Genomic DNA, 18,666 nt, shown 5'->3' with positions numbered 1-18,666 from the left:
GGACGGCTCCGCCCGGGGCGCAGCTCGCCGGGATCCTGATTCCGCTGGCCAGTGTCGCGTGGGCGATGTCCCACGGGGAGCCGTGGAGCGCGGCGGACTCCGGCGAACGGCTGCTGCGGGTCGGCTGGCTGGCCGTGGCCGGCGCCGCTCTGCTGCTGGTGCAGAACGTCGTACTGCTGTGGACAGACAACGGACAGCCGGGGCCTGGACGGCCGAAATGGCCCGGCGTGTACGTGGGCTGGCTCAGGAGGAGGCCGGGCCTCCGGGGCGTCCGGACCGCTCCGGCCGACTGTCACGCGGGCATGACGGGTACGGGCCTGGGTGGTCGTCCCCGGAGGGCGAGTGGGACTGGGAGCGGGAGCAGGCCTGGGAACGTGACCGGGAGCGGGTACGGGAACGGCAGCGCCGCTTGCGCGAACTGGACTCGACTCCGGACAGCGTCCCCACCTGGTGGCGGCGTCTCGCACAGCCCCTCCGGTCCGCTGCCGTGCACGAACTCCACCGGCGTACTGCCCTCACCACCGGTCTCGTCATCGACGAGGTCTGGCCCCGGATCGCACTGGTCGCCTCTGACGAGGTCCTGCGGCAGGTGCGGCGCGGGGAGCGGGGCGTCCTGGTCTGGCGGATCACCGTCGCCGCCGCTCTGGGCACGGCGGGTGCCTGGCTGCTCATCGCGCTCACCGGCTTCGGCGGTTTCCGCTACACGGACTGGCGGCCCGTCCCGTTCGTCTGGGGGCCGCTGCTCGTGGTGGCGATAGCGCTGGTGCAGGCGCGCAGGTTGCTGGCCGAGGTGTACCAAGCCAAGGCGGACGCGGTCGAGTTCTACCGGTACGACTAGCGAAGCGCATGCACATCACCCTGCCGCCGGACCCCTCGGGCCCGTACATGATCCGGCTGGCCGGCGCGCTGAGCGGTGACGAGCCCCCGGACGGATCCGGATGGCACCGGCCGCAGGAGCCGGAGTTTCCTGACGGCGCCCGGCTCGACGAACTCGCCGACCTCGTGGCGCTACGGGTGCGGAGCGGCGTACGCGCCGAGGTACGCCAGGCGGTCCGGGAGGGGTACGCCTCACTCGCCCCGAGGTTCCCGGCCGGCGCCGCCGACGCGGACCTCGACCTGACCGCCCTCGCGCGGGAGGTCGCCGGCCGGGCGGCCGGTCCCGTCGCCGAAGGCCTGAAGGGCCACCTGAAGAACCATCTGACGGAACTGCACCGGCAGTTCGAGCGGGACGTCCGGGCCGCGATCCACTCCTCGGTGAAGGAGTCCGTGGCCGGTCCCGCCCTGTCAAACTTTGTCGGCTACCTCGCGATCGAGCTGGACCGCGGGCAGCAGGACGTACGGGCCGACGGCGGCGCGGTCACGACACCGGCGGGCCAGCGTGTGAAGTTGTTCGTCTCCGTCGTGCGCGACCCACGCGCCCGTGACCTCCCGTCGGTCGTGGAGAGCCCCCCGGGCCGGGACTTCTTCGCCTTCGAGCCGGTACGCGCCGAGGGCGGCAGGGACTCCCGTACGGTGTCCTTCGACGCCATGGCCGACAGTTCGACGCTTACACCCCTGCCACAGCGCAGGAACCTCCTCGTCGAGAACGAGCAGCAGACGGCTTTCGAGTTCCGGCTGCCCGAGGAGGAGGGCGGCCACGAAGTGTGGTTCCAGCTCTACCAGGCGGGCCACCTCGTCCAGGTCGTCGCCCTCAAGGTAGAGGCACAGGCCCCGGCAGGGGCGACAGGCGACGCATGAACGAGGCACGGCCGCCGGACGTCTCCGTACGCGCCCTGACCACCGACGAGGCGATCCGGCTGGAGTTCACCGCCGGGCGCCCCAGCGTCGCGCCCGTGCGCGCCACCCTGCTCGGCAGCGACGCGCTGCTCAGGGTCCGCCAGGAACTGGACCGGGGGCTGACCCGCCTCAAGGACGAACTCACCGCGTTCGACGTCGAGGACAAGGACCTCAACCGGGTCCTCCAGAGCCTGCACGGCCGCGGCCGCACCCTGCTCTTCATCCTCTTCGGCGGACAGCAAGCCGTCCTCAAGGAACTCCAGGCGTTCTGGAACAACGCCCTGCCGTACGGCATGAACCCCGAACTGCCGGCCCCGCTCGTCGAGTGCGTCGGCGGCCGGGACGGCTTCCTGCCCCTGGAGTTCCTGCCGCTGTTCCGGATGTTCCCAGGCGCGCCCATCGAGACCCCGGACGACTTCATCACCGCCTGCCGGACCCTCGTCGGCTTCCCGTGCGTAGTGCGCCGGGCCATGTTGCCCGCCCCGGTCCACGGCGGCCTTACCCTGCACACCGGCCCGCACGGCCGGGTCCCCGCCCGCTACCTGTACTACGAGCACCTCGAAGGAGCCGTCGAAGAACTGGCTTGGTTCAGCAGTGCCGGAAGCGCGCACATCGAACTCGAAGGCCCGTACCCCGACGGCTTGGAGCGCACACCGGGCCTGGCCGAGCAGATCTTCGACCCCCGGCTCCTCCTCGACGGCACACGCCGCGAACTACCCGACCAAATACAGCACTTCGCCTGCCACTGCTACACGCGCTCGGACGACACACTCGCCTCCGAGATCGAACTCAGCGGAGCGGGACACCACTCGCGCATCACGCTGGGCGCCCTCGGAGCGGACCTCGTCGCCCTCGGCGCCAGCCAGGACTTGCGCGACTTCGACCTGCCGCTGGTGATGATGAACGCCTGCGGGTCGGGCCGGATGCGCACCCTGGGAGCGCCGTCGTTCCCGTACCTCTTCCTCATGAACGGCAACCGCGGCTTCATCGGCACCGAAACCGAGATCCCCGACGACATCGCCGCCGCGTTCTCCACGGCGCTGTACGAACGTTTCCTCGTCCGCAGGATCCCGCTGGGCAGAGCACTCCTCGAGTCCCGCCTGCACCTCCTGTACACGCTGCGCAACCCGCTCAGCCTCACGTATGCCGCCTACGCCGATCCCGGCCTGCACGTCCGCCCGACACCCGAGGAGAGACCCCGTGCCTCAGCCCCAGCCCACCCCTGACACCGCGAAGACGATCAGCGTCCTCGGCTTGGAGGACACCGACCCGGGTCGCACCGACCGGCTGACCCTGCGACGCCTCGAAGAATGGCGGGCCGCCCGCACCGAGATCCCTGCCGAGGAACTCCGCTCCCACCTCGGCGACTTCGTCACGACGATGCAGGACGTGATCGCCTCGCTGCCCAGCGCGCGGGCGAGTTCCAGCTGAACGAGGTGACGTTCAGCACGGAGGTGAGCGCGAAGGGAACGGTCTCCTTGCTCGGGTCCGGCGGCGAACTGGCAGGGCAGGCAGGGATCACCTTCACCTTCACCCGAAACTGAGCCACGGGGACCCGGCCGTGCGGGCCGGTGTGCCACACCCCCCGCCGCTCTCGATCTCGACGCCGTTTCCAGGCTTCAGGTGACCGGGGCCGGGCCTGCCCGTGGCTCCCTTCGAGTGCCGGGCGACAAGTCCATTTCGCACCGTGCTGTGCTGATGGCGGCGATGGCCGACGGGTCCAGCCTGATCACCGGACCGTCCCGGGGCCAGGACGTGACGCATACGCTGCGCGCGGTCGAGCGCTTCGGAGTGATCGTCACCGATGCGGGTGAAGGGCGTGTGCAGGTGGAAGGGCCGATCCGGCACGAGCCGGACGATGTCCTCGACCACGGCAACGCTGGCACCGGTATCCGGCTCATGGCGGGAGTCTGTGCTGGGATCGACGGCCTGTCGGTGCTCACAGGCGACGTGTTCCTGCGGCGTCGGCCGATGGATCGCATTGCCGAGCCGCTGCGCGGCATGGGCGCCACGGTTGACGGGCGTGAGGGCGGCCGCCTGGCGCCGCTCGTGATCCGCGGGGGCGGTCTGACCGGCATCACCTACGCCCCAAAGGTGGCATCAGCTCAGGTCAAGGGGGCGCTATTGCTGGCCGGCCTGTCCGCCACGAGCCCGACCACGGTGGAAGAGGTTCACGCGACTCGGCGGCACACCGAGGAGATGCTGAGCGAGTTCGGCGCCCGGGTGCGTGTGGACGGTCACCGGGTGACGGTGGAGCCGTGCCGGCTGACGGCGATGGACGTCAGCGTCCCCGGGGACCCGAGCCAGGCAGCGTTCTGGGCGTTGGCCGCGTTGCTCGCCGAGCAGGGCGAGGTCGTGGTCGAGAACCTGTATTCCGGGTTCGGGCGCAGTGACTTCGTCGGTGTGCTGGAACGCATGGGGGCCGACATCACCTTCGATACGACTGCGGGGACGCTGAGCGTGCGCGCTTCCCGGCTGCGGGCGGTGGAGCTCACCGCTGAGGACATTCCGGGGATCGTCGACGAGGTTCCGGTGCTAGCGATGGCGGCCGCCGTCGCCTCGGGTACCACCGTGATCTCCGGTGCGGGTGACCTGAGGGCGAAGGAGTCCGACCGGATCGCCAGCACCGCGGCGATGCTGCGGGCGTTCGCGTGACGGTGACCGAGACGGAGGACGGCATGGTCATCGAGGGCACCTCCCGACTGCGTCCGGCCCGGGTGGACAGCCACGGTGACCACCGGATCGCGATGACGGCCGCCGTCGCCGGCGCGTGCGCGGCTGAGGGGACGACAGTGATCGAGGGCTGGGACTCGGTGGCAACCAGCTACCCGCGCTTCGCAGAGGACCTGGCGCGGCTGACCGGGGCGGGCACCGAGCCCGGCGGATAGAGGCACCCACCATAAGGGTTGTCCCAATCAGGCCGCTTGCTCACCGGATACACACCAGCCGCCGTATCCCGTGGCGCCGGTTGCTAGGCTATGAGAGTGATCGTTAACGGTGCTATTCGCTACACTGTGGCGGCTCTCATGGCCTTGACGGTCAGCGTTGGTTGCTCGGGGCCTGATCGCACACCCCCTGATGCGTCTGCAGCGGACTCCTCATCTGCGGAGGAGGCAGCGACGCCTGCATCCCGGACGCCCGTTGCCACCAGGCCAGCGACTAGTGCACCGGAGGCGGCGCGGCAATTCGCGCAGGCCCTGTCGCGAGGAGAGGCGTCAGCAGCCTGCGGACTGGCGGATGCTCGGCTGCGTTCGATCGCCACGAGAGTGGGAGGGTCGTGCCCTGCGGCGCTGGATGAGCTCGCGGTAGACGATCGATACGTCTTCAACCAGAGGGCGTGCATCGATTCCGCTAGCAGTTACAGGGTCGACGGCGACCCCGAAGACACTTCCGACTCTGTCCGTGTCGACATCGACTGCCCAGAGGGATACACCTGGCTCCGCGTTGGTCGGGCTGGCTCTGTCTGGCGAGTCACGGAATTCAACGCAGCCTAAAGCGTGTTGCAGAAGGCTGTGATCAGGGCATTTTCCTCTGATGCGTGGGGTGTTGAGGGCTGACCCATTGTGGCGGGAGACGTTCACGGACCGCGGATGAAGCAGTTCGAGCGGTTGCTGAGGGTGGTCCGCGAGCGGGGTTGGCGACGGGCCGCAGATTTACCGTCCGTGGTGTCTGCCGCTTGCCGACCGGGCGCTGGTGGTGGCTGTCTACTACCGTACGAACCGGATAGGTCTTGATCAGCAGCTCGTCAATCTCGGGCAGCAGGGTGCCCGCGAGCTTGCCGCCTCCGCAGAGCCAGATGTCGAGGTTGGCGCCCACCTCGCCCTTGAGCTCGCGAACGAGGGCGAGCGGGTCACTCGGCACGACGGTGACGGTTGGGTCGGTGTCCGGCTTGAGGGTGCTGGACACCACGTACTGGCGCAGTTGTGCGTAGGGGCTGGCGATCCCGTTGTCGAGGGGAAGGCGGTAGGTGCCGAGGCCCATGACGACGGTGTCGAAACGCCGGTTGGGCGCGTCGGCGACGCCGGCGGCCGCGCGGTAAGCGGTCGGGATGGTCTCCGGGTACAGCGCGTTCATCCAGGTCGAGTAGGCGGCGGCCTGCTGCTCATCGCCCTGCGGAAAGAAAGCGAACTCGTCGCCGGGGCCAGTAGTGCCTGGCGGCCACTGGGCCTCTCCCCACCGTGCGCTGTCGCTTCCGGCGTCAGCATGGCATGGCTGGTTAGCCTCTCAGCGGCTCACATCCACTGGTGGATCACCGCGATCAGCACCGTCGCCTCGAACCGGACGGCGACGTGGTCATAGCGGGTGGCCACCGCCCGGTGCTGCTTGAGACGGCTGATCCCGCACTCGACCGCATGCCGGGCCTTGTAGTCATGTCGGTCGAAGGCAGGCGGACGGCCTCCGGCACTTGTCATCATCTACTGTGTGGCGGCCAGGGTGATATACACACGGTTTTCGTCCACTGCGTCCGCGCTGGCACTTATGCATCAAACAGGCTTGCCGTTTCGCGCCGGTGACCGCGGCCGAACTCGAGCCGCGTCCCGGACATCGGGCAGCGCACCACTACCTCGTCCTCCACGCCCAACTCACGGGACCGCCATGCCGATGGCTCAAGGGACAGACGAGGCCATGCTGCACCACGGCCGTCTCTTGGAACGAAGCTGCCACTGCGCCCTCAATGTCGACTGGCGTGCCTCGGAGCCCGCTGCCCGTGCACCAGGAGGCCGAACTTGCGGCACCCGCCGCGACCCGGTGCCCGCGCCAGCCACAGCGACGCGCGCCTCCACGCCGTCACCGCCCCAGCCAACCGGCCAGCAGGCCGCCCCGTCAGGAACACTCACAGACTCCGAAGGGAAAGCAACCCACCATGTCCATGCCGACCTCCACTCACCGCACGTCTCTGCTCTCCCTAACGCGGCCCGCCGTACTGCGCCGGTTCCTGCCGGCACTCGCCCTGACCTGCCTTGCCGTAGGCAGCGTCGCGGCGCCTGCCCACGCCACGGCCTCGGCGGCGGCACCCACGCACATCGGCGCGACGGGGACGTAGCACCCGTATCACGGCAGCAGCTACTGGTGGCAGGCCGCCCGGGCCAGGCTCTGGCCGAGGCCTTCGCGGCGGATGCGCTGGTCGATGTAGAGCAGAGTGCTGACCAGCTGTGTGAAGGCGGTGGCGAGCAGCTGGACCGCCAGCATGACGACGGCGGTGAGGACCAGATAGGTCCACAAGCCGGGCAGTGCGTCGCCGTACACCTCGGTGAAGAACTCGCCGACATCGGCGGGCGGTTCGTCGTACGGGCCATAGCCCTCGTACGAGGGCTGCGGACCAGCGAACAACAGCGGGATCTGCACGATCCACCCTCCGACGGCCACCATGCCCCAGGTGAGCAACAGGATGCCGAACGTGCGCCACCAGGCACCGCGGACCAGCCGGAACGAGCGCTTCAGAGCGGTGATCGGGCCGGCCGACTCAAGGACCGCGGCGGCGGGCGCGAATGAGAAGGACACCAGCAGCCACATCACCAAGGGCACCATCAGCAGCCCGAGCAAGAGCACGAGCCCCGGCGCCATCAGAGGGTTCTCGGCCGCCACCAGCAGGGCGATCAGGCTGATCCAGAGCAGGACGAAGAGGGCGACCGGGATCGCGATCAGCAGATAGATGAGGAGCGTGACGCCGAGCACCGACGGTGTACGGGCCCAGGCGCGACGCCATACGGCACCGAAGGTGGTGCGCCGGCCGAGCACGGCGTGTTCCAGGACCACCGGGCTGACAGCGGAGAGGAACGAGTTCACCAGCAGGGTGAACAGCATGAGCACCACATACGCCACCACGACGGAGATCACGATCGGGCTGACCATGGCCCAGGTCGGTTCGTCGGCGTTGATCAGTACCTGCCAGTCGTCCTCGACGCTGAGGTAGGCCAGCGCGAACGCGCCGGCCGTCGCGGCGAAGAGCAGGGCGAGGCCCGCGCCCATGGCGCCGAACAACTGCCGCGCGTACCGCCCCATCGTCGAGAACGCACCGTTGTAGACGGCCCCCAGCCCGAGCGGTGCCAGCGGTATCACGCCCGGTCTGGGCGGTGGCGGCTGCCAGCCGCCCCAGCCGTAGGGACCGTACGGTCCTTGCGGCCCGTTCGACCCCTGTGGTCCCCACCCCTGGTGCGCCATGCCGTATTCCGTTCCTTTGTTCGGGACGGCATACGTTAGCCCAGGTCGGGTTGGAGTCAGCGGGGGGTGCAGGCGGCTTCGGCCAGGGCGGCCGCGAGGCCTTCGCGGCGGATGCGCCAATCCGTGTAGAGCAGGGCAACCGTCAGCTGGGACAGCAGCGTCGACAGCAGGATGCCGGCCAAGGCGGGGAGCAGGAGCGGACCGCCGAGCACGAACTCGACCGCGTCTCCGTACCCCAGCAGCGCGCCGCCCGAGTACATCGAGACGAGCCAGGCGATCGTCGGCGCGGTCACCGGCTCCCTGGTCGCCCCACGGCCACTCGATACCGCCGGCCAGCCGGCCGCCCAATGATCGGTCCATGGAAGTCGTCGTCCAGCGCGTCGCGTTCGCTCTGCCTGCCGGCCCGACAGAAGCTAACCCGCCACCGGCGGAGTGTGACACGGGAGCGGGCTGGGCCCCATCGGCTTACATCGGAGTCCACCGGATTGCTCTGGGGACCACGGGCCGTGTCAGGCCGCGGTCTCTTGGTGGGCTCGGTGGGTCCTGGGAGTTGCCAGGTCTGCCGCTCGCCGGACCGAATCGGCGGAGGCGGCCAGCAGCGGCAGCCGGACGGCCGAACTGGGGATACGGCCCTGGGCGTGCAACACCCCCTTGAGCACGGTCGGGTTCGGCTCGGCGAAGAGGGCGACGGACAGCCAGGCCAGCTCGGTTCCCAGCTTGCGGGCCGGGCCGGTGGCGTCACGCTGCCACAGCGAGATCAGTTCGGCGTAGTCAGCGGTGCGGACATTGGCCGACGCCAGGATGCCCCCGCCGGCGCCCGCCGCGAGCAACGGCGAGATGACGGCGTCATCGCCGCCGAGCACTGCGAAGCCCGGGGCCGGCGAACCGAGTAGTTCCATCGCAGCTGCGTCGATGGCACCGGTCGCATACTTGACCCCGACGACCTCCGGTAGGTGCCTGAGCGCCTTCAGCGTGCTGGTGCTGAGGGGCTGACCGGTGCGGTACGGGATGTCGTAGACGACCAGCGGCAGGCCTCCGTGTTCGGCGAGTGCCGTGAAGTGCGCCAGCGTTCCCGCTTCGCCAGGCCGGGTGTAGGGCGGCGCGGGAACCAGCGCCGCGGCGACGTCACCGCTTTGAGCGAGCTCCCGCAGTGTAGTGATAGCGGCGGCGGTGTCGTTGGTGCCGACGCCGACGATCAGCGGAGCTCCGTGTGCCCGGCAGGCGGCCGAGCAGATGCGGACCACGGCCCGCTTCTCCTCGGTGGTCAGCGTAGCCGTCTCCGCGGTGGTACCCAGGGCGACTAGTCCCCGAGCGCCACCGGAAGACAGCGCCTCGTCAGCGAGGCAGGCGAGCGCGTCCGGGGCGAGGCGCAGGTCGTCGGTGAACGGAGTCACCAAGGGGACAAACAGGCCGGTGAGATTCACTTCGGGCTTCATGCGCCCAGCCTGACCGACCCAAACCCCGTAGATCCAGTTCATGTTTCTTCGCTTATACGTAAGCTCGCCTTATGCTCGATGTTCGACGTCTCCACCTGCTGCGCGAACTGGACCGACGCGGCACCATCGCGGCCGTCGCCGAGGCGCTGACCTTCACCGCCTCGGCCGTCTCCCAGCAGCTGAACGTGCTTGAGCGCGAGGCTGGCGTACCCCTGCTGGAACGAAGCGGCAGACGGGTGGTGCTCACCCCTGCGGGCCGCACCCTCGTCACCCACGCCGATGCCGTCCTCGAACGCCTCGAACTGGCTGTCTCCGAGCTGGCCGGGGCACGCGAGGGCATCGGCGGGCCGCTGCGGATCGGGACGTTTCCCTCTGGCGGCCCCGCAATCGTCCCCGCCACGCTGGCCGAACTGGCCCAGCGGCATCCCGCGCTGGAACCGATGGTGCAGGAGATCGACTCGGCGCGGGTCTCCGACAGCCTGCGCGCCGACGAACTCGACGTGGCCCTCGTCCACGACTACGACTTCGTGCCCGCGTCACCGGACACCACGGTCGACCAGGTGCCCCTGTTGGAGGAGTCGATGTACCTGGCTACCGGCGGCGCCACCGACAGCCCTCCCGATAGCGGCCGCCTCGCCCGCGGCGGCACGCTGGCGGAGCTGCTCGGGCCGTGGGCCATGTCCCCATGGATCACGGCCCGGGACGGCACGACGGGTCACGCGATGGCCGTACGCGCCTGTCAGGCGGCCGGATTTCAGCCGCGCATCCGCCATCAGGTCAACGACTTCCGTACGGTCTTGGCGCTGGCCGCCATCGGGCAAGGCGCTGGATTCGTACCGGAGATGGCCACCGCACACGCGCCCGAGGGCGTGGTCCTGACCCGGCTGCCCCTCTTCCGCCGTTCGAAGGTCGCCTTCCGCGCGGGCGGCGGCACCCACCCCGCGATCGCAGCATTCGTGGCGGCGGCGCGAACAGCGGTGGGACCACGGGCCGTGCCTCCTTACTGATCGCTTCAGTGAGTTGAGTCGCCCGTCCTGGTGCTCGGCGATCTTGGTCGGCAGGGTGCCCGGAGTGCGTGCTGATCTTGTTCCTGACGACCTGTGGGAAACGGGTGGCCCCGTTGCTGCCGCCCGCTCCCGAACGGTGCCGCTGCTACCGGGCGGCTGCGTGTTTCCGAACGGGCAGCACTCGCCGGCCACATGTACGTGCTGCGGACCGTCCCGCGTGGCGCGATGCCCCCGCAGAGACCGTGGGCTGCTCCGGCGTGACGGCCTGGCGTCGGCTGCGGGATGGACCGAGGCGGGCGTCTGGCCACGCCTGCACGCCGCTCTGCTGGCCGAGCTTCGGCGCGCCGACCTGCTGGACCTGGACGACTGCTCCGTGGACGGGTCGCACATCCGGGCCCTCAAAGGGGGGATCACGTCGGTCCCTCGCCGGACTGGGTTGTCAGCCGCTCGCGGGGAGAGCGCGAGAGACGGAAGGTCGCCAACTCCCTTACGGGCGTTCGACCCGCTGGAGGACTTCGGGAAGGCAAGACCCGGTGTCCGGGCCTTCGTCGTGCCCCCGGAAATTCCCTCCCTGCGGCTGCTCTCCGGGGCGCTGCTTCCGACCCTACGGGGTGAAGAAGCCGTGCCCGCCGTTTCGAACTCACTCCGAGGGCAGTACAGAAGACCAACCGCCAGACACCCAGGGCAACGCTCGCGCCGGTGCCGCTACGCCGAACCCGCCCATGATGAGGCACTGGAGATGAGACCCCGAGGTGCTCAAGCTCCTGCTGAAAGGGTCTATACTCCAGCCGGACTTCTAGATATTCCCTGGTCAACGGCCTGGCAGCGGGGAGTGTAGCGGGTGTGTGGCGGTCGCGGGACGGTCTTTCCGGCACCGTCCTGCGAACGTGTGGCCGCGTCGCATGTAGTGACGACAATCCGGACAGCCCTCCCGCGTGATCAACGACATGCCGACGAGCGTGTGGGAACAGGAACTCGAAGAACTCTTCCTGCGGACCGGAGCCCGCTTCACCCGGGTGGAAGCCCGGCGCCGGATGCGAGACTACGTGCGCGGGCTGCTCGGCCCGGTAGGCCGCAAAAACGGCTGGCAACTCGCCGAGTACGCCGGCCACGCCCCCCCCCCCCCCGACGGCCTGCAGCACCTGCTGTCCCGCAGCCGCTGGAACGCCGACGACCTCCGCGACGATCTGCAGGCATACACCGCCGAACAACTCGGCGAGCCGGACGGGGTGCTGATCCTGGACGACACCGGCTTCGTGAAGAAGGGCACCACCTCCGCAGGGGTACAGCGCCAGTACTCCGGCACCGCCGGACGGACCGAGAACTGCCAGATCGGCGTCTTCGCTGCCTATGCGACTACCCGGGGCCACACCCTGGTCGACCGCGAGCTCTACCTGCCCAAGTCCTGGACCGGCGATCGGGAACGCTGCCGAGCGGCCCGCGTCCCCGACGAGCGCGACTTCGCCACCAAGGGCGAGCTCGCCCGCGCCATGATCGAGCGCGCCCTGGCCTCCCCGCTCCCCATCACCTGGGTCACCGCCGATTCCGCCTACGGCCAGGACTCCCACTTCCGCCGCTTCCTCGAAGACCGTGGCCTCTCCTACGGCGTCGCCGTGCCCAAGTCCCAGCAGGTCCACGGCCCGCGCATCGACTTCCTCATCGAACAGGCCCCGCCCGAGGCATGGCAGCGCCTGTCTGCAGGGAGCGGGGCGAAAGGCGAGCGCTACTACGACTGGGCCGCCGCCCGCCTGCCCGCCGTGTCCGAGTTCGACGGTGACGAGCCCACCCGGCAGCGGTGGATGCTGGCCCGCCGCAGCATCCACAAGCCCGACGAGATCGCCTACTACCTCGCCTGCGCCCCGCTGGATGCCACCGTCGCCGACCTCATCCGCGTCGCAGGCTGCCGATGGAAGATCGAGGAGTGCTTCCAGAGCGCGAAGAACGAGTGCGGCCTGGGACCAGTACGAAGTCCGCCGCTACGTGGGCTGGTACCGGCACATCACACTCGCCATGCTCGCCCACGCGTTCCTCGCCGCGATGGCCGTCCAGGCACGCGAAAAAGGGGTGCCGAGGGGGACACGCCCGACCTCGTGGACCTCACGCCCGCTGAAATCCGCCGTCTGCTGGCAGCTCAACCCCGCCACCGTCCTACACGCCACGACGACGCGGTGAGCTGGTCCCGCTGGAGGCGCCGCCACCAAGCACGTGCCCGACGCTGTCACTACATGCGGCGCGGCCACACGTTCGCAGGACGGTCCCGGAAAGACCGTCCCGCGACCGCCACACACCCGCTACACTCCCCGCTGCCAGGCCGTTGACCAGGGAATATCTAGAAGTCCGGCTGGAGTACTAGGCGGTACAGCGCAGACTCCCGGGCGGGGCCGCGGCCAAGTACCTCCTCACCACGAGGGGCGGCTACTTCTTCGTTCCGCCACCGGGCGAGGCCTGGATCGGCGCCCTCACTGAGAGCTGACACGCCCGGCAGTTACTGCCCTCGCCGAACGAGCACCTCACCGAAAGTCCGGCAGGCCACCCGACAGCAGTACCGGCACGACGCTCGGCTCACCCGGGCCTGCGGTGTGGGCCAGAATCGATACGGCTCAGTCAGGAGCGCCCCGGAAAGGGCATCCGTGTCACTGACTGCTCTGCGGACTGTACGGCTGCAGGAGCTGGTCCACGGGTGCGTGATCGTCGGTGAGGAGTTGGGCAGCGCCGGTCCAGGAGGTGAGGTCCTCGCCCGTGATGATCTTCCAGCCGGTTTGCCGGGCGTCGAGCGCTCTTTGGATCGCTCGGAGGTCGACCGGCTGGTCGGAGGCGAGCACCACCAAGTTGCCGCCCCTGGAGTCGGCAGTCGGGCCTTGGCCGATGTCGCAGGGCTCGCCAAGGAGGGCCAGGTGCTCGAAGGTGTCGCCGAGCGTGGCTACTTCGGCGCGTGCGAAGTCCATGCCACCGTGATCGATGAGGTTGGCCACGTACAGGCCTTCCTCGTTGAGCACACGCCGTACATCAGACATCGCTTCCACCGTGGTGAGGTGCCACGGCACGCTGACGCCCCCGAAGGCGTCGCCGACGACGAGGTCACGACTGCCGGTCTCCAGTCTCCGCAGGCCCAGCCTGCCGTCCTCGACGCGTACGTCGATACCAGTCTGCGATCGCAGACCGAGTTCCTCACGGTTGATGCCCACGACCCCGCCGTCGATCTCGGAGACGAGGCTGTGCGCTCCGGGCCGCATGGCCGCAAGGTAACGGGGAAGGGTGAGTCCGCCGCCGCCCAAGTGGTGGGCGACAAGTGGTTCACCTTGCGGAAAGGCGGCGTCGACCACCGACGCGATGGCGCGCACATACTCGAATTCCAGATGTGTCGGGTCGTCGATGTCGACGTACGAGTGCCTCAGACCGTCCAGTAGGAGCGTGCGGCCGTTGCCCCCGTCGGGGTCCGCGACGACCCGGGCGCAGTGATACTTGGTCTCCACGTCGCAGCCCCCGGGCGCGACCGTGACGCCGAGACCGCCCGCTACGACCAGGAGCGTCAGGGCCGGAGCGCCGCTCCACCCGCGTGTTCGCCACTCGACCCACGCCGAGCCTGCCACCAGCAGTGCTCCGAGGCCGAGCAATATGCCGCTGACGGGCAACCGCGACACGAGGACGAAGCCGGTGAGCACAGTGCCGACGATGGCACCGACGGTGCCGACCCCTGAAAGTCGGCCGACCACCGTACCGGTTTCCGCCAGGTTGGTGAGACGCAGCTTCGTCACGAACGGGGTCACCGCGGAGAGCAGCGCGCCCGGCACCAGGATGGTCAGCGATGCGATCACCAAGAGCACCGCTGGTGCCCACTCCGCGGTGCCGCGCAGCACGGACGGGGTGAGCGCCACCACCGCTCCGGACACTCCGAGCGAAGGACCGATGAGCCGGCGTGGATCGACCTGGTCCGCGATGTGCCCGCCCATCCAGGAGCCGAAGGCGATAGCGGTGAGCGCGATGCCGATCACCAGGGTGCTGGTCTCGAGGGTCAGGCCGAGGTAGGGAGCGAGCAGCCGCAAGGCGACGATCTCGACCACCAGAACCGCTGCCGAGGACCCGAACACCAGCATTGCGGCGGCACGGGGGCCCAGGCCGGCACGGCCGAGTGTGTTCTCAGCGACAGGCGAGGATGACGATCCGGTCACGGGCGACATTCTTGCACGCAGCTCACAGTCCGGACGGCACCGTGCGTATCCCCATTCCGCGCCCCGCAGCGTGACTTGCGGTCGCAGGCTGCTCTCACATCCTGATCCCCAGCGTGCAGCGCTTCAGGCTGCCGCCGCCCTTGAGCGCGGGCGGACACCGACGGTGTTAAACGAAGCCCAGCTCAACCGCCAGGCGCCTCAGATCCGGCAAGCGGCCTACATCCCCCTCGCCTCCAGCGTCGCCAGGAGGTCGTCCGACATGAGCGGTCGGCTGAAATTCAATAGGTCCCGGGTCAGCGGAGCCGGCCGCATCGTGCCGGCATCGAGATTCACCATCGCTCGCGTTCCACTGGCGTGGACGGTCGCGCGATCAGCGGACAGAATAACGAACCTGTACGCGAAACTCGTACGCCCCACGTGCTCGAGCCAGAACTGCACCTGGATCTCCCCGAGCCTGGTGATGGGGACCTCATAGGTCAGTTGCATGGACCGGACGACCTGAATCATCTCGACGGGAGATTCCGAAGCCCGACCGAAGGGAAACTCCTTACGGATCAAGTAGCTGTTGAAAGCCCGTTCGAAGAGGAAGGGGTACTTGTTGTGATGGACCATGCCGTACGCATCAAGGTCTTCGAAGTGCACGGTAACCGCCTCGTACGCACCCACGGAATCCTTACTGTTGGCCGAAGTCATCATGAATCCATTTCTGACGAATGTTCAGTCGAACTGGCGCTCATCACGCGAACGCGCTATGGGTGCCGCGACGCCGTCTCTGCCCATCCGGTCTGAGTCGGCGTGACGCAGCGCTTGTTCCCCGTCGAGACCCAGGGTCCGTCCTCAGGAGGACGCCATGGGACTCAGCATCCCTTGAGCCGGTTGAAGCACTGCCGCTTCGGGGTGTGCCAATTTGACGGTTGGTCTTGGTTGTTGATGGTCAGTTGTCGCTCGGGGTCAGGCGGCCCTCGAAGGCGATCTGGAAGACGTTCAGCGGTGCCTTCCAGCGGCATGGTCCACCTCTTGCGCCCCTTCCCCGTCGGGCCCAGGCTCATCAGCGCCGTGTAGATGCTTGAGGGTGGCTGCCTCGGTGGGGAAGTGTCCGCGGGCGCGGACGGCCTCGCGGATGCGGGCGTTGACGCTCTCGATGGCGTTCGTGGAGCAGATGACCTTGCTATCTCGACGTCCAAGGAGAGGAAGGCCACGAACTCGGCCCAGGCGTCCGACCACAGCTTCACGATCGCCGGGCACTTCCCTCCCGAGGACTCCTGCAACTCCAAGAACCGCTCCGTCGCCGCATCCTCGCTGGGTGCGGTATAGACGAGCTTGAGGGCCATGGCGACCCTGTCCCAGTCCTGGCGGGCCGCGCATCGGAACGGATTCCGCAGCAGGTGAACCATACACGTCTGGACATTCGTGCGAGGCCAGATGGCCTCGACCGCCTCCGGAAGGCGGCGTGCTGGGTCCTGGAGGCCGATGACGGCACCGAGGGCTGGTGCCGACGCTGCGGGTGTGCAGGAAGACTCCGGGACACCGTCACGCGGGAGCTGGCGCACGAGCCGCTGGGCCGGCGACCGACCACCCTGCTGGTGACGATGCGCCGGTACCAGTGCACCGGGTGTGGGCATGTGTGGCGCCAGGACACCAGCCGCGCGGCCGAGCCGCGGGCCATGCTGTCGCGTCGTGGACTGGCCTGGGTGCTGGAGGCCATCGTGTGCCGGCACTTGAGCATCGCTCGCGTCGCCCAAGGGCTCGGCGGCGCGTGGAACACCGCCAACGACGCGGTCCTGGCCGAGGGCCGACGGGTGCTGATCAACGATCCCGACCGGTTGAACGGTGTGAAGGTCATCGGGGTCGATGAGCACGAGTGGCGCCACACTCGCCGCGGGGACAAGTACGTCACCGTGATCATCGACCTCACGCCGGTGCGCGCCGGTACGGCTCCAGCGAGGCTGCTGGACATGATCCCGGGCCGCTCCAAGGCCGAGTTCAAGGCCTGGCTTACCCAGCGCCCCCAGGCGTGGCGCGAGGCCGTGGAGGTCGTCGCGACGGACGGGTTCACCGGTTTCAAGACCGCCGCCGCTGAGGAGATCCCGCCACGGTCGCGGTGATGAACCCCTTCCACGTGGTGCGCCTGGCCGGCGACGCCCTCAAAGACTGCCGCCGCCGCGTTCAGCAGACCACCCGCGGCCGCCGCGGCCGTAAGAACGACCCGCTCTACCGTGCCCGACGCTACACACCGGCGCCGACCTGCTCACCGACAAGCAGGCCGCCCTACTCACGGCCCTGTTCGCTATCGATGAGCACGTCGAGGTCGAGGCCATCTGTGGCATCTACCAGCGGATGATCGCCGACGGAAACCGGCAACCAGTGATCTTGAGTTGAATTGCCGCAGGTGAGGTGCTGGGGCGGATCGGCGTCGGCTGCCCGACCAGGGACAGCGATGCGCAAACGCAGCCGGAGACCCCATCTTGTGTCACCGTTCGCAGTGGACTTCTTCGCGTACCCGCTCAGATCGGTCAACGGCGCACCCGATAGCGCAGGTGAAGCACCCGGTTGCCCTGCATCACCACGTCAGGATCCTCCAACAGGTGCTGCGCGTCGACCGACCCGAAGTAGCGCTTGCCGGACCCGAACACGACGGGTACGACGTCCATGCGCACCTCGTCGACCAGGCCCGCGGCAAGCACCTGGCCACCGACGTCGCCAGCGGCGACCTCGATCAAGCGGTCACCCGCAAGCTCCTGCGCCTTGGCCACGGCTGCCCCGACGCCGTCGACGAAGTGAAACGGCGCCTCGGGGTCCCAGCCCTCGGGCTCCGGCCGGTGCGTCACGACGACCACGTGGTCGATCCCACCCGGAGGCTTCCCGTCCCAGCCGTCCGTCATGTCGAAGACGTGGCGGCCGCAGATTGTCACCCCGATCTGGTCCCAGTACGGCCGGGTGTAGTCATAGGACGTCTGCGACACCTTCACCTCGCCGCTCTCGTCCAACGGGAGGTCACCGCTGGACAACCAGTCGAACAGCGGTCCGGGCTGGTCATTCTCGTCCGCGACGAAGCCGTCCACCGACACCGAGCTGTACATGACCACCTTGCCCACGGGGCTCTCCTCTGCTTTGGGGTGCCCAAATTAGCGTGTCGTGAGCTGTCGCTCTTGTACGACGACCCGGGTAGGTAGCCGGTGTCCCCGGCCACCTCGAGGGCCTCCTCGCGCCCGGAGACGAGCACCGAGCGTGGCTGGGGCACCCGGGCGGCGTCGAGGGCCGCACGGGTGCGGTGCTTGTCCCGGCAGCGCTCGACGCACCGCCGGGCCCCTCCCGGCAGTCCGAGGGTGGCGCCTGCCTGCGTGGTCTGCTCGATCCAGGGCTCGTCCCAACAGATGACGCCGTCCAGCGCGGTATGCGCGGATGCCAGGCGTGATCACGAGCAGATGTCCCATCGTCATGGGCACCGGATACCCGCGCGCCGCCGGGCGCGTCCTCGACGGCGGCCCTGCCGGCTTCCGCCTGCAAGGGGCCGCCCGCCGTCATTTGCGGTGCTCCCGCGGGCTATTAGTCTCGCTCCGCGACGAAGATGCAGAACGGGTGGCCTTCGGGGTCCCGGTAGACGCGGAAGCGCTCCTCGTCGTCGGGATCCGGCCGGTCCCGGTTGCTGAGCAGGCTGCCACCGAGGGCAAGTACGCGCTCGTGCTGGTTCCGAAGTTCCTCCAACGAGGCGACGCTCAGATCGAGGTGCATCTGCTGGGGCACCGGGCCGTCGGGCCAGTCCGGTTCGCGCAGGCGCTCCACCTGCTGGAAGGCGAGCTGCGGTCCGCCGTCGGGATTGCGCAGGACGAGCCAGTCCCTGCCTTGCTCGTCCGGCTGTCCGGCCGGAGGCTCGTCCCCCTCCGCGTAGTCGAGCCCCAGCAGGGACCGGTAGAACCCGGCGAGTTTGCGGGCGTCGGTGCTGTCGAACACGGTCTGCACCAGCCGGATGCGGCTTGCGTCGTTGGTCATGTGCTCCAGGTGCCCGGCCCGCCCCGGCCTGAGAGGGTGATATGTGAGTGCATAGGTGATTTGTCGTCGCCTGAACGTGTGGCAGGGCGGTATCCCGGCCGGTCGACGGCCATGGGCGTGCTGGGC

At 68.9% G+C, this 18,666-nt stretch carries 18 protein-coding genes and 4 pseudogenes; 11 read left to right on the top strand and 11 right to left on the bottom strand.

Translation table 11 applies throughout. The features are described 5' to 3' along the window. Positions 1 to 217 precede the first annotated feature (217 nt). The 7 genes from ACZ5TL_RS38670 (at position 218) to ACZ5TL_RS38640 (ending at position 4,664) form a co-directional block, all read left to right on the top strand. Positions 218 to 838 (top strand): hypothetical protein, encoded by a 621-nt coding sequence (locus ACZ5TL_RS38670; protein WP_468595459.1) that lies wholly within the window; start codon positions 218 to 220, stop codon positions 836 to 838. 8 nt (positions 839 to 846) lie between these two features. Beyond that, positions 847 to 1,737, top strand: a complete 891-nt coding sequence (locus tag ACZ5TL_RS38665) for a hypothetical protein (protein ID WP_468595458.1) — start codon at positions 847 to 849, stop codon at positions 1,735 to 1,737. Further along, positions 1,734 to 3,002, top strand: coding sequence for a CHAT domain-containing protein (locus ACZ5TL_RS38660; RefSeq protein WP_468595457.1), 1,269 nt, complete (start codon positions 1,734 to 1,736; stop codon positions 3,000 to 3,002). The genes ACZ5TL_RS38665 and ACZ5TL_RS38660 overlap by 4 nt, the downstream gene beginning before the upstream one ends. Continuing rightward, on the top strand, positions 2,977 to 3,207 hold the full coding sequence (locus ACZ5TL_RS38655) for a hypothetical protein (protein WP_468595456.1): 231 nt from the start codon (positions 2,977 to 2,979) through the stop codon (positions 3,205 to 3,207). The genes ACZ5TL_RS38660 and ACZ5TL_RS38655 overlap by 26 nt, the downstream gene beginning before the upstream one ends. Positions 3,208 to 3,212: 5 nt before the next feature. Beyond that, positions 3,213 to 3,320, top strand: a complete 108-nt coding sequence (locus tag ACZ5TL_RS38650; RefSeq protein ID WP_468595455.1) for a Pepco domain-containing protein — start codon at positions 3,213 to 3,215, stop codon at positions 3,318 to 3,320. Between the two features lie 79 nt (positions 3,321 to 3,399). After that, a complete protein-coding gene (gene aroA, locus ACZ5TL_RS38645; RefSeq protein WP_468595454.1) occupies positions 3,400 to 4,431 on the top strand; it encodes a 3-phosphoshikimate 1-carboxyvinyltransferase in 1,032 nt (343 codons plus the stop codon). Further along, the gene (locus ACZ5TL_RS38640; RefSeq protein WP_468595453.1) at positions 4,428 to 4,664 is read left to right on the top strand and encodes a hypothetical protein; all 237 of its coding nucleotides are present in this window, start codon (positions 4,428 to 4,430) and stop codon (positions 4,662 to 4,664) included. The genes aroA and ACZ5TL_RS38640 overlap by 4 nt, the downstream gene beginning before the upstream one ends. A 628-nt stretch (positions 4,665 to 5,292) precedes the next feature. Here ACZ5TL_RS38640 and ACZ5TL_RS38635 read toward each other — a convergent pair. The 5 genes from ACZ5TL_RS38635 to ACZ5TL_RS38615 form a co-directional block, all read right to left on the bottom strand. Then, positions 5,293 to 5,850 carry a dihydrofolate reductase family protein gene (locus ACZ5TL_RS38635; RefSeq protein WP_468595452.1) on the bottom strand — a complete coding sequence of 186 codons (558 nt, stop codon included), beginning with the start codon at positions 5,848 to 5,850 and terminating at the stop codon, positions 5,293 to 5,295. Between the two features lie 158 nt (positions 5,851 to 6,008). Continuing rightward, complete coding sequence (locus ACZ5TL_RS38630; RefSeq protein ID WP_468595451.1) at positions 6,009 to 6,188, bottom strand: hypothetical protein; 180 nt, start codon at positions 6,186 to 6,188, stop codon at positions 6,009 to 6,011. Positions 6,189 to 6,840: 652 nt separating this feature from the next. Continuing rightward, positions 6,841 to 7,836 (bottom strand): DUF7847 domain-containing protein, encoded by a 996-nt coding sequence (locus ACZ5TL_RS38625; protein ID WP_468595450.1) that lies wholly within the window; start codon positions 7,834 to 7,836, stop codon positions 6,841 to 6,843. 158 nt (positions 7,837 to 7,994) lie between these two features. Next, positions 7,995 to 8,231: a hypothetical protein gene (locus tag ACZ5TL_RS38620; protein ID WP_468595449.1), complete on the bottom strand. Its 237-nt coding sequence runs from the start codon at positions 8,229 to 8,231 to the stop codon at positions 7,995 to 7,997. Positions 8,232 to 8,447: 216 nt separating this feature from the next. Further along, complete coding sequence (locus ACZ5TL_RS38615) at positions 8,448 to 9,416, bottom strand: dihydrodipicolinate synthase family protein (protein WP_468595448.1); 969 nt, start codon at positions 9,414 to 9,416, stop codon at positions 8,448 to 8,450. A 29-nt stretch (positions 9,417 to 9,445) separates the two neighbouring features. On the opposite strand from ACZ5TL_RS38615, the gene ACZ5TL_RS38610 reads away from it, so the two are divergent. The 3 genes and pseudogenes from ACZ5TL_RS38610 to ACZ5TL_RS38600 all read left to right on the top strand — a co-directional run bounded on the left by ACZ5TL_RS38610 (position 9,446) and on the right by ACZ5TL_RS38600 (position 12,553). Next, positions 9,446 to 10,381 carry a LysR family transcriptional regulator gene (locus ACZ5TL_RS38610; RefSeq protein WP_468595447.1) on the top strand — a complete coding sequence of 312 codons (936 nt, stop codon included), beginning with the start codon at positions 9,446 to 9,448 and terminating at the stop codon, positions 10,379 to 10,381. A gap of 64 nt (positions 10,382 to 10,445) precedes the next feature. Next, positions 10,446 to 10,810 (top strand): annotated as a pseudogene (locus ACZ5TL_RS38605) (transposase); the annotation flags it as partial. A 518-nt stretch (positions 10,811 to 11,328) separates the two neighbouring features. Then, positions 11,329 to 12,553: pseudogene (locus ACZ5TL_RS38600) on the top strand (IS701 family transposase). Positions 12,554 to 13,014: 461 nt separating this feature from the next. On the opposite strand, the gene ACZ5TL_RS38595 reads toward ACZ5TL_RS38600, so the two are convergent. The 3 genes and pseudogenes from ACZ5TL_RS38595 to ACZ5TL_RS38585 form a co-directional block, all read right to left on the bottom strand. Further along, positions 13,015 to 14,550 carry a fused MFS/spermidine synthase gene (locus ACZ5TL_RS38595; RefSeq protein WP_468595446.1) on the bottom strand — a complete coding sequence of 512 codons (1,536 nt, stop codon included), beginning with the start codon at positions 14,548 to 14,550 and terminating at the stop codon, positions 13,015 to 13,017. 216 nt (positions 14,551 to 14,766) lie between these two features. Further along, positions 14,767 to 15,216, bottom strand: a complete 450-nt coding sequence (locus ACZ5TL_RS38590; RefSeq protein ID WP_468595445.1) for an acyl-CoA thioesterase — start codon at positions 15,214 to 15,216, stop codon at positions 14,767 to 14,769. 268 nt (positions 15,217 to 15,484) lie between these two features. After that, positions 15,485 to 15,995: pseudogene (locus ACZ5TL_RS38585) on the bottom strand (transposase); the annotation flags it as partial. Here ACZ5TL_RS38585 and ACZ5TL_RS38580 point away from each other — a divergent pair. Then, a pseudogene (locus ACZ5TL_RS38580) lies at positions 15,951 to 16,896 on the top strand (ISL3 family transposase); the annotation flags it as partial. The pseudogenes ACZ5TL_RS38585 and ACZ5TL_RS38580 overlap by 45 nt on opposite strands. Here ACZ5TL_RS38580 and ACZ5TL_RS38575 read toward each other — a convergent pair. From ACZ5TL_RS38575 to ACZ5TL_RS38565, 3 genes are all read right to left on the bottom strand, one after another. Further along, positions 16,819 to 17,067 carry a hypothetical protein gene (locus ACZ5TL_RS38575; protein ID WP_468595474.1) on the bottom strand — a complete coding sequence of 83 codons (249 nt, stop codon included), beginning with the start codon at positions 17,065 to 17,067 and terminating at the stop codon, positions 16,819 to 16,821. The pseudogene ACZ5TL_RS38580 and the gene ACZ5TL_RS38575 sit on opposite strands and share 78 nt — an antisense overlap. Next, complete coding sequence (locus ACZ5TL_RS38570) at positions 17,064 to 17,645, bottom strand: dihydrofolate reductase family protein (protein WP_468595444.1); 582 nt, start codon at positions 17,643 to 17,645, stop codon at positions 17,064 to 17,066. Before ACZ5TL_RS38570 ends, ACZ5TL_RS38575 begins: the two co-directional genes overlap by 4 nt. Positions 17,646 to 18,096: 451 nt before the next feature. Continuing rightward, positions 18,097 to 18,540 carry a VOC family protein gene (locus tag ACZ5TL_RS38565; protein ID WP_468595443.1) on the bottom strand — a complete coding sequence of 148 codons (444 nt, stop codon included), beginning with the start codon at positions 18,538 to 18,540 and terminating at the stop codon, positions 18,097 to 18,099. Between the last annotated feature and the right edge of the window lie 126 nt (positions 18,541 to 18,666).

The organism is Streptomyces sp. NPDC033136 (genome assembly GCF_055578235.1).
Note: the sequence above shows the minus strand (reverse complement) of the source record. Positions and strands in the feature narration are given on the sequence as shown.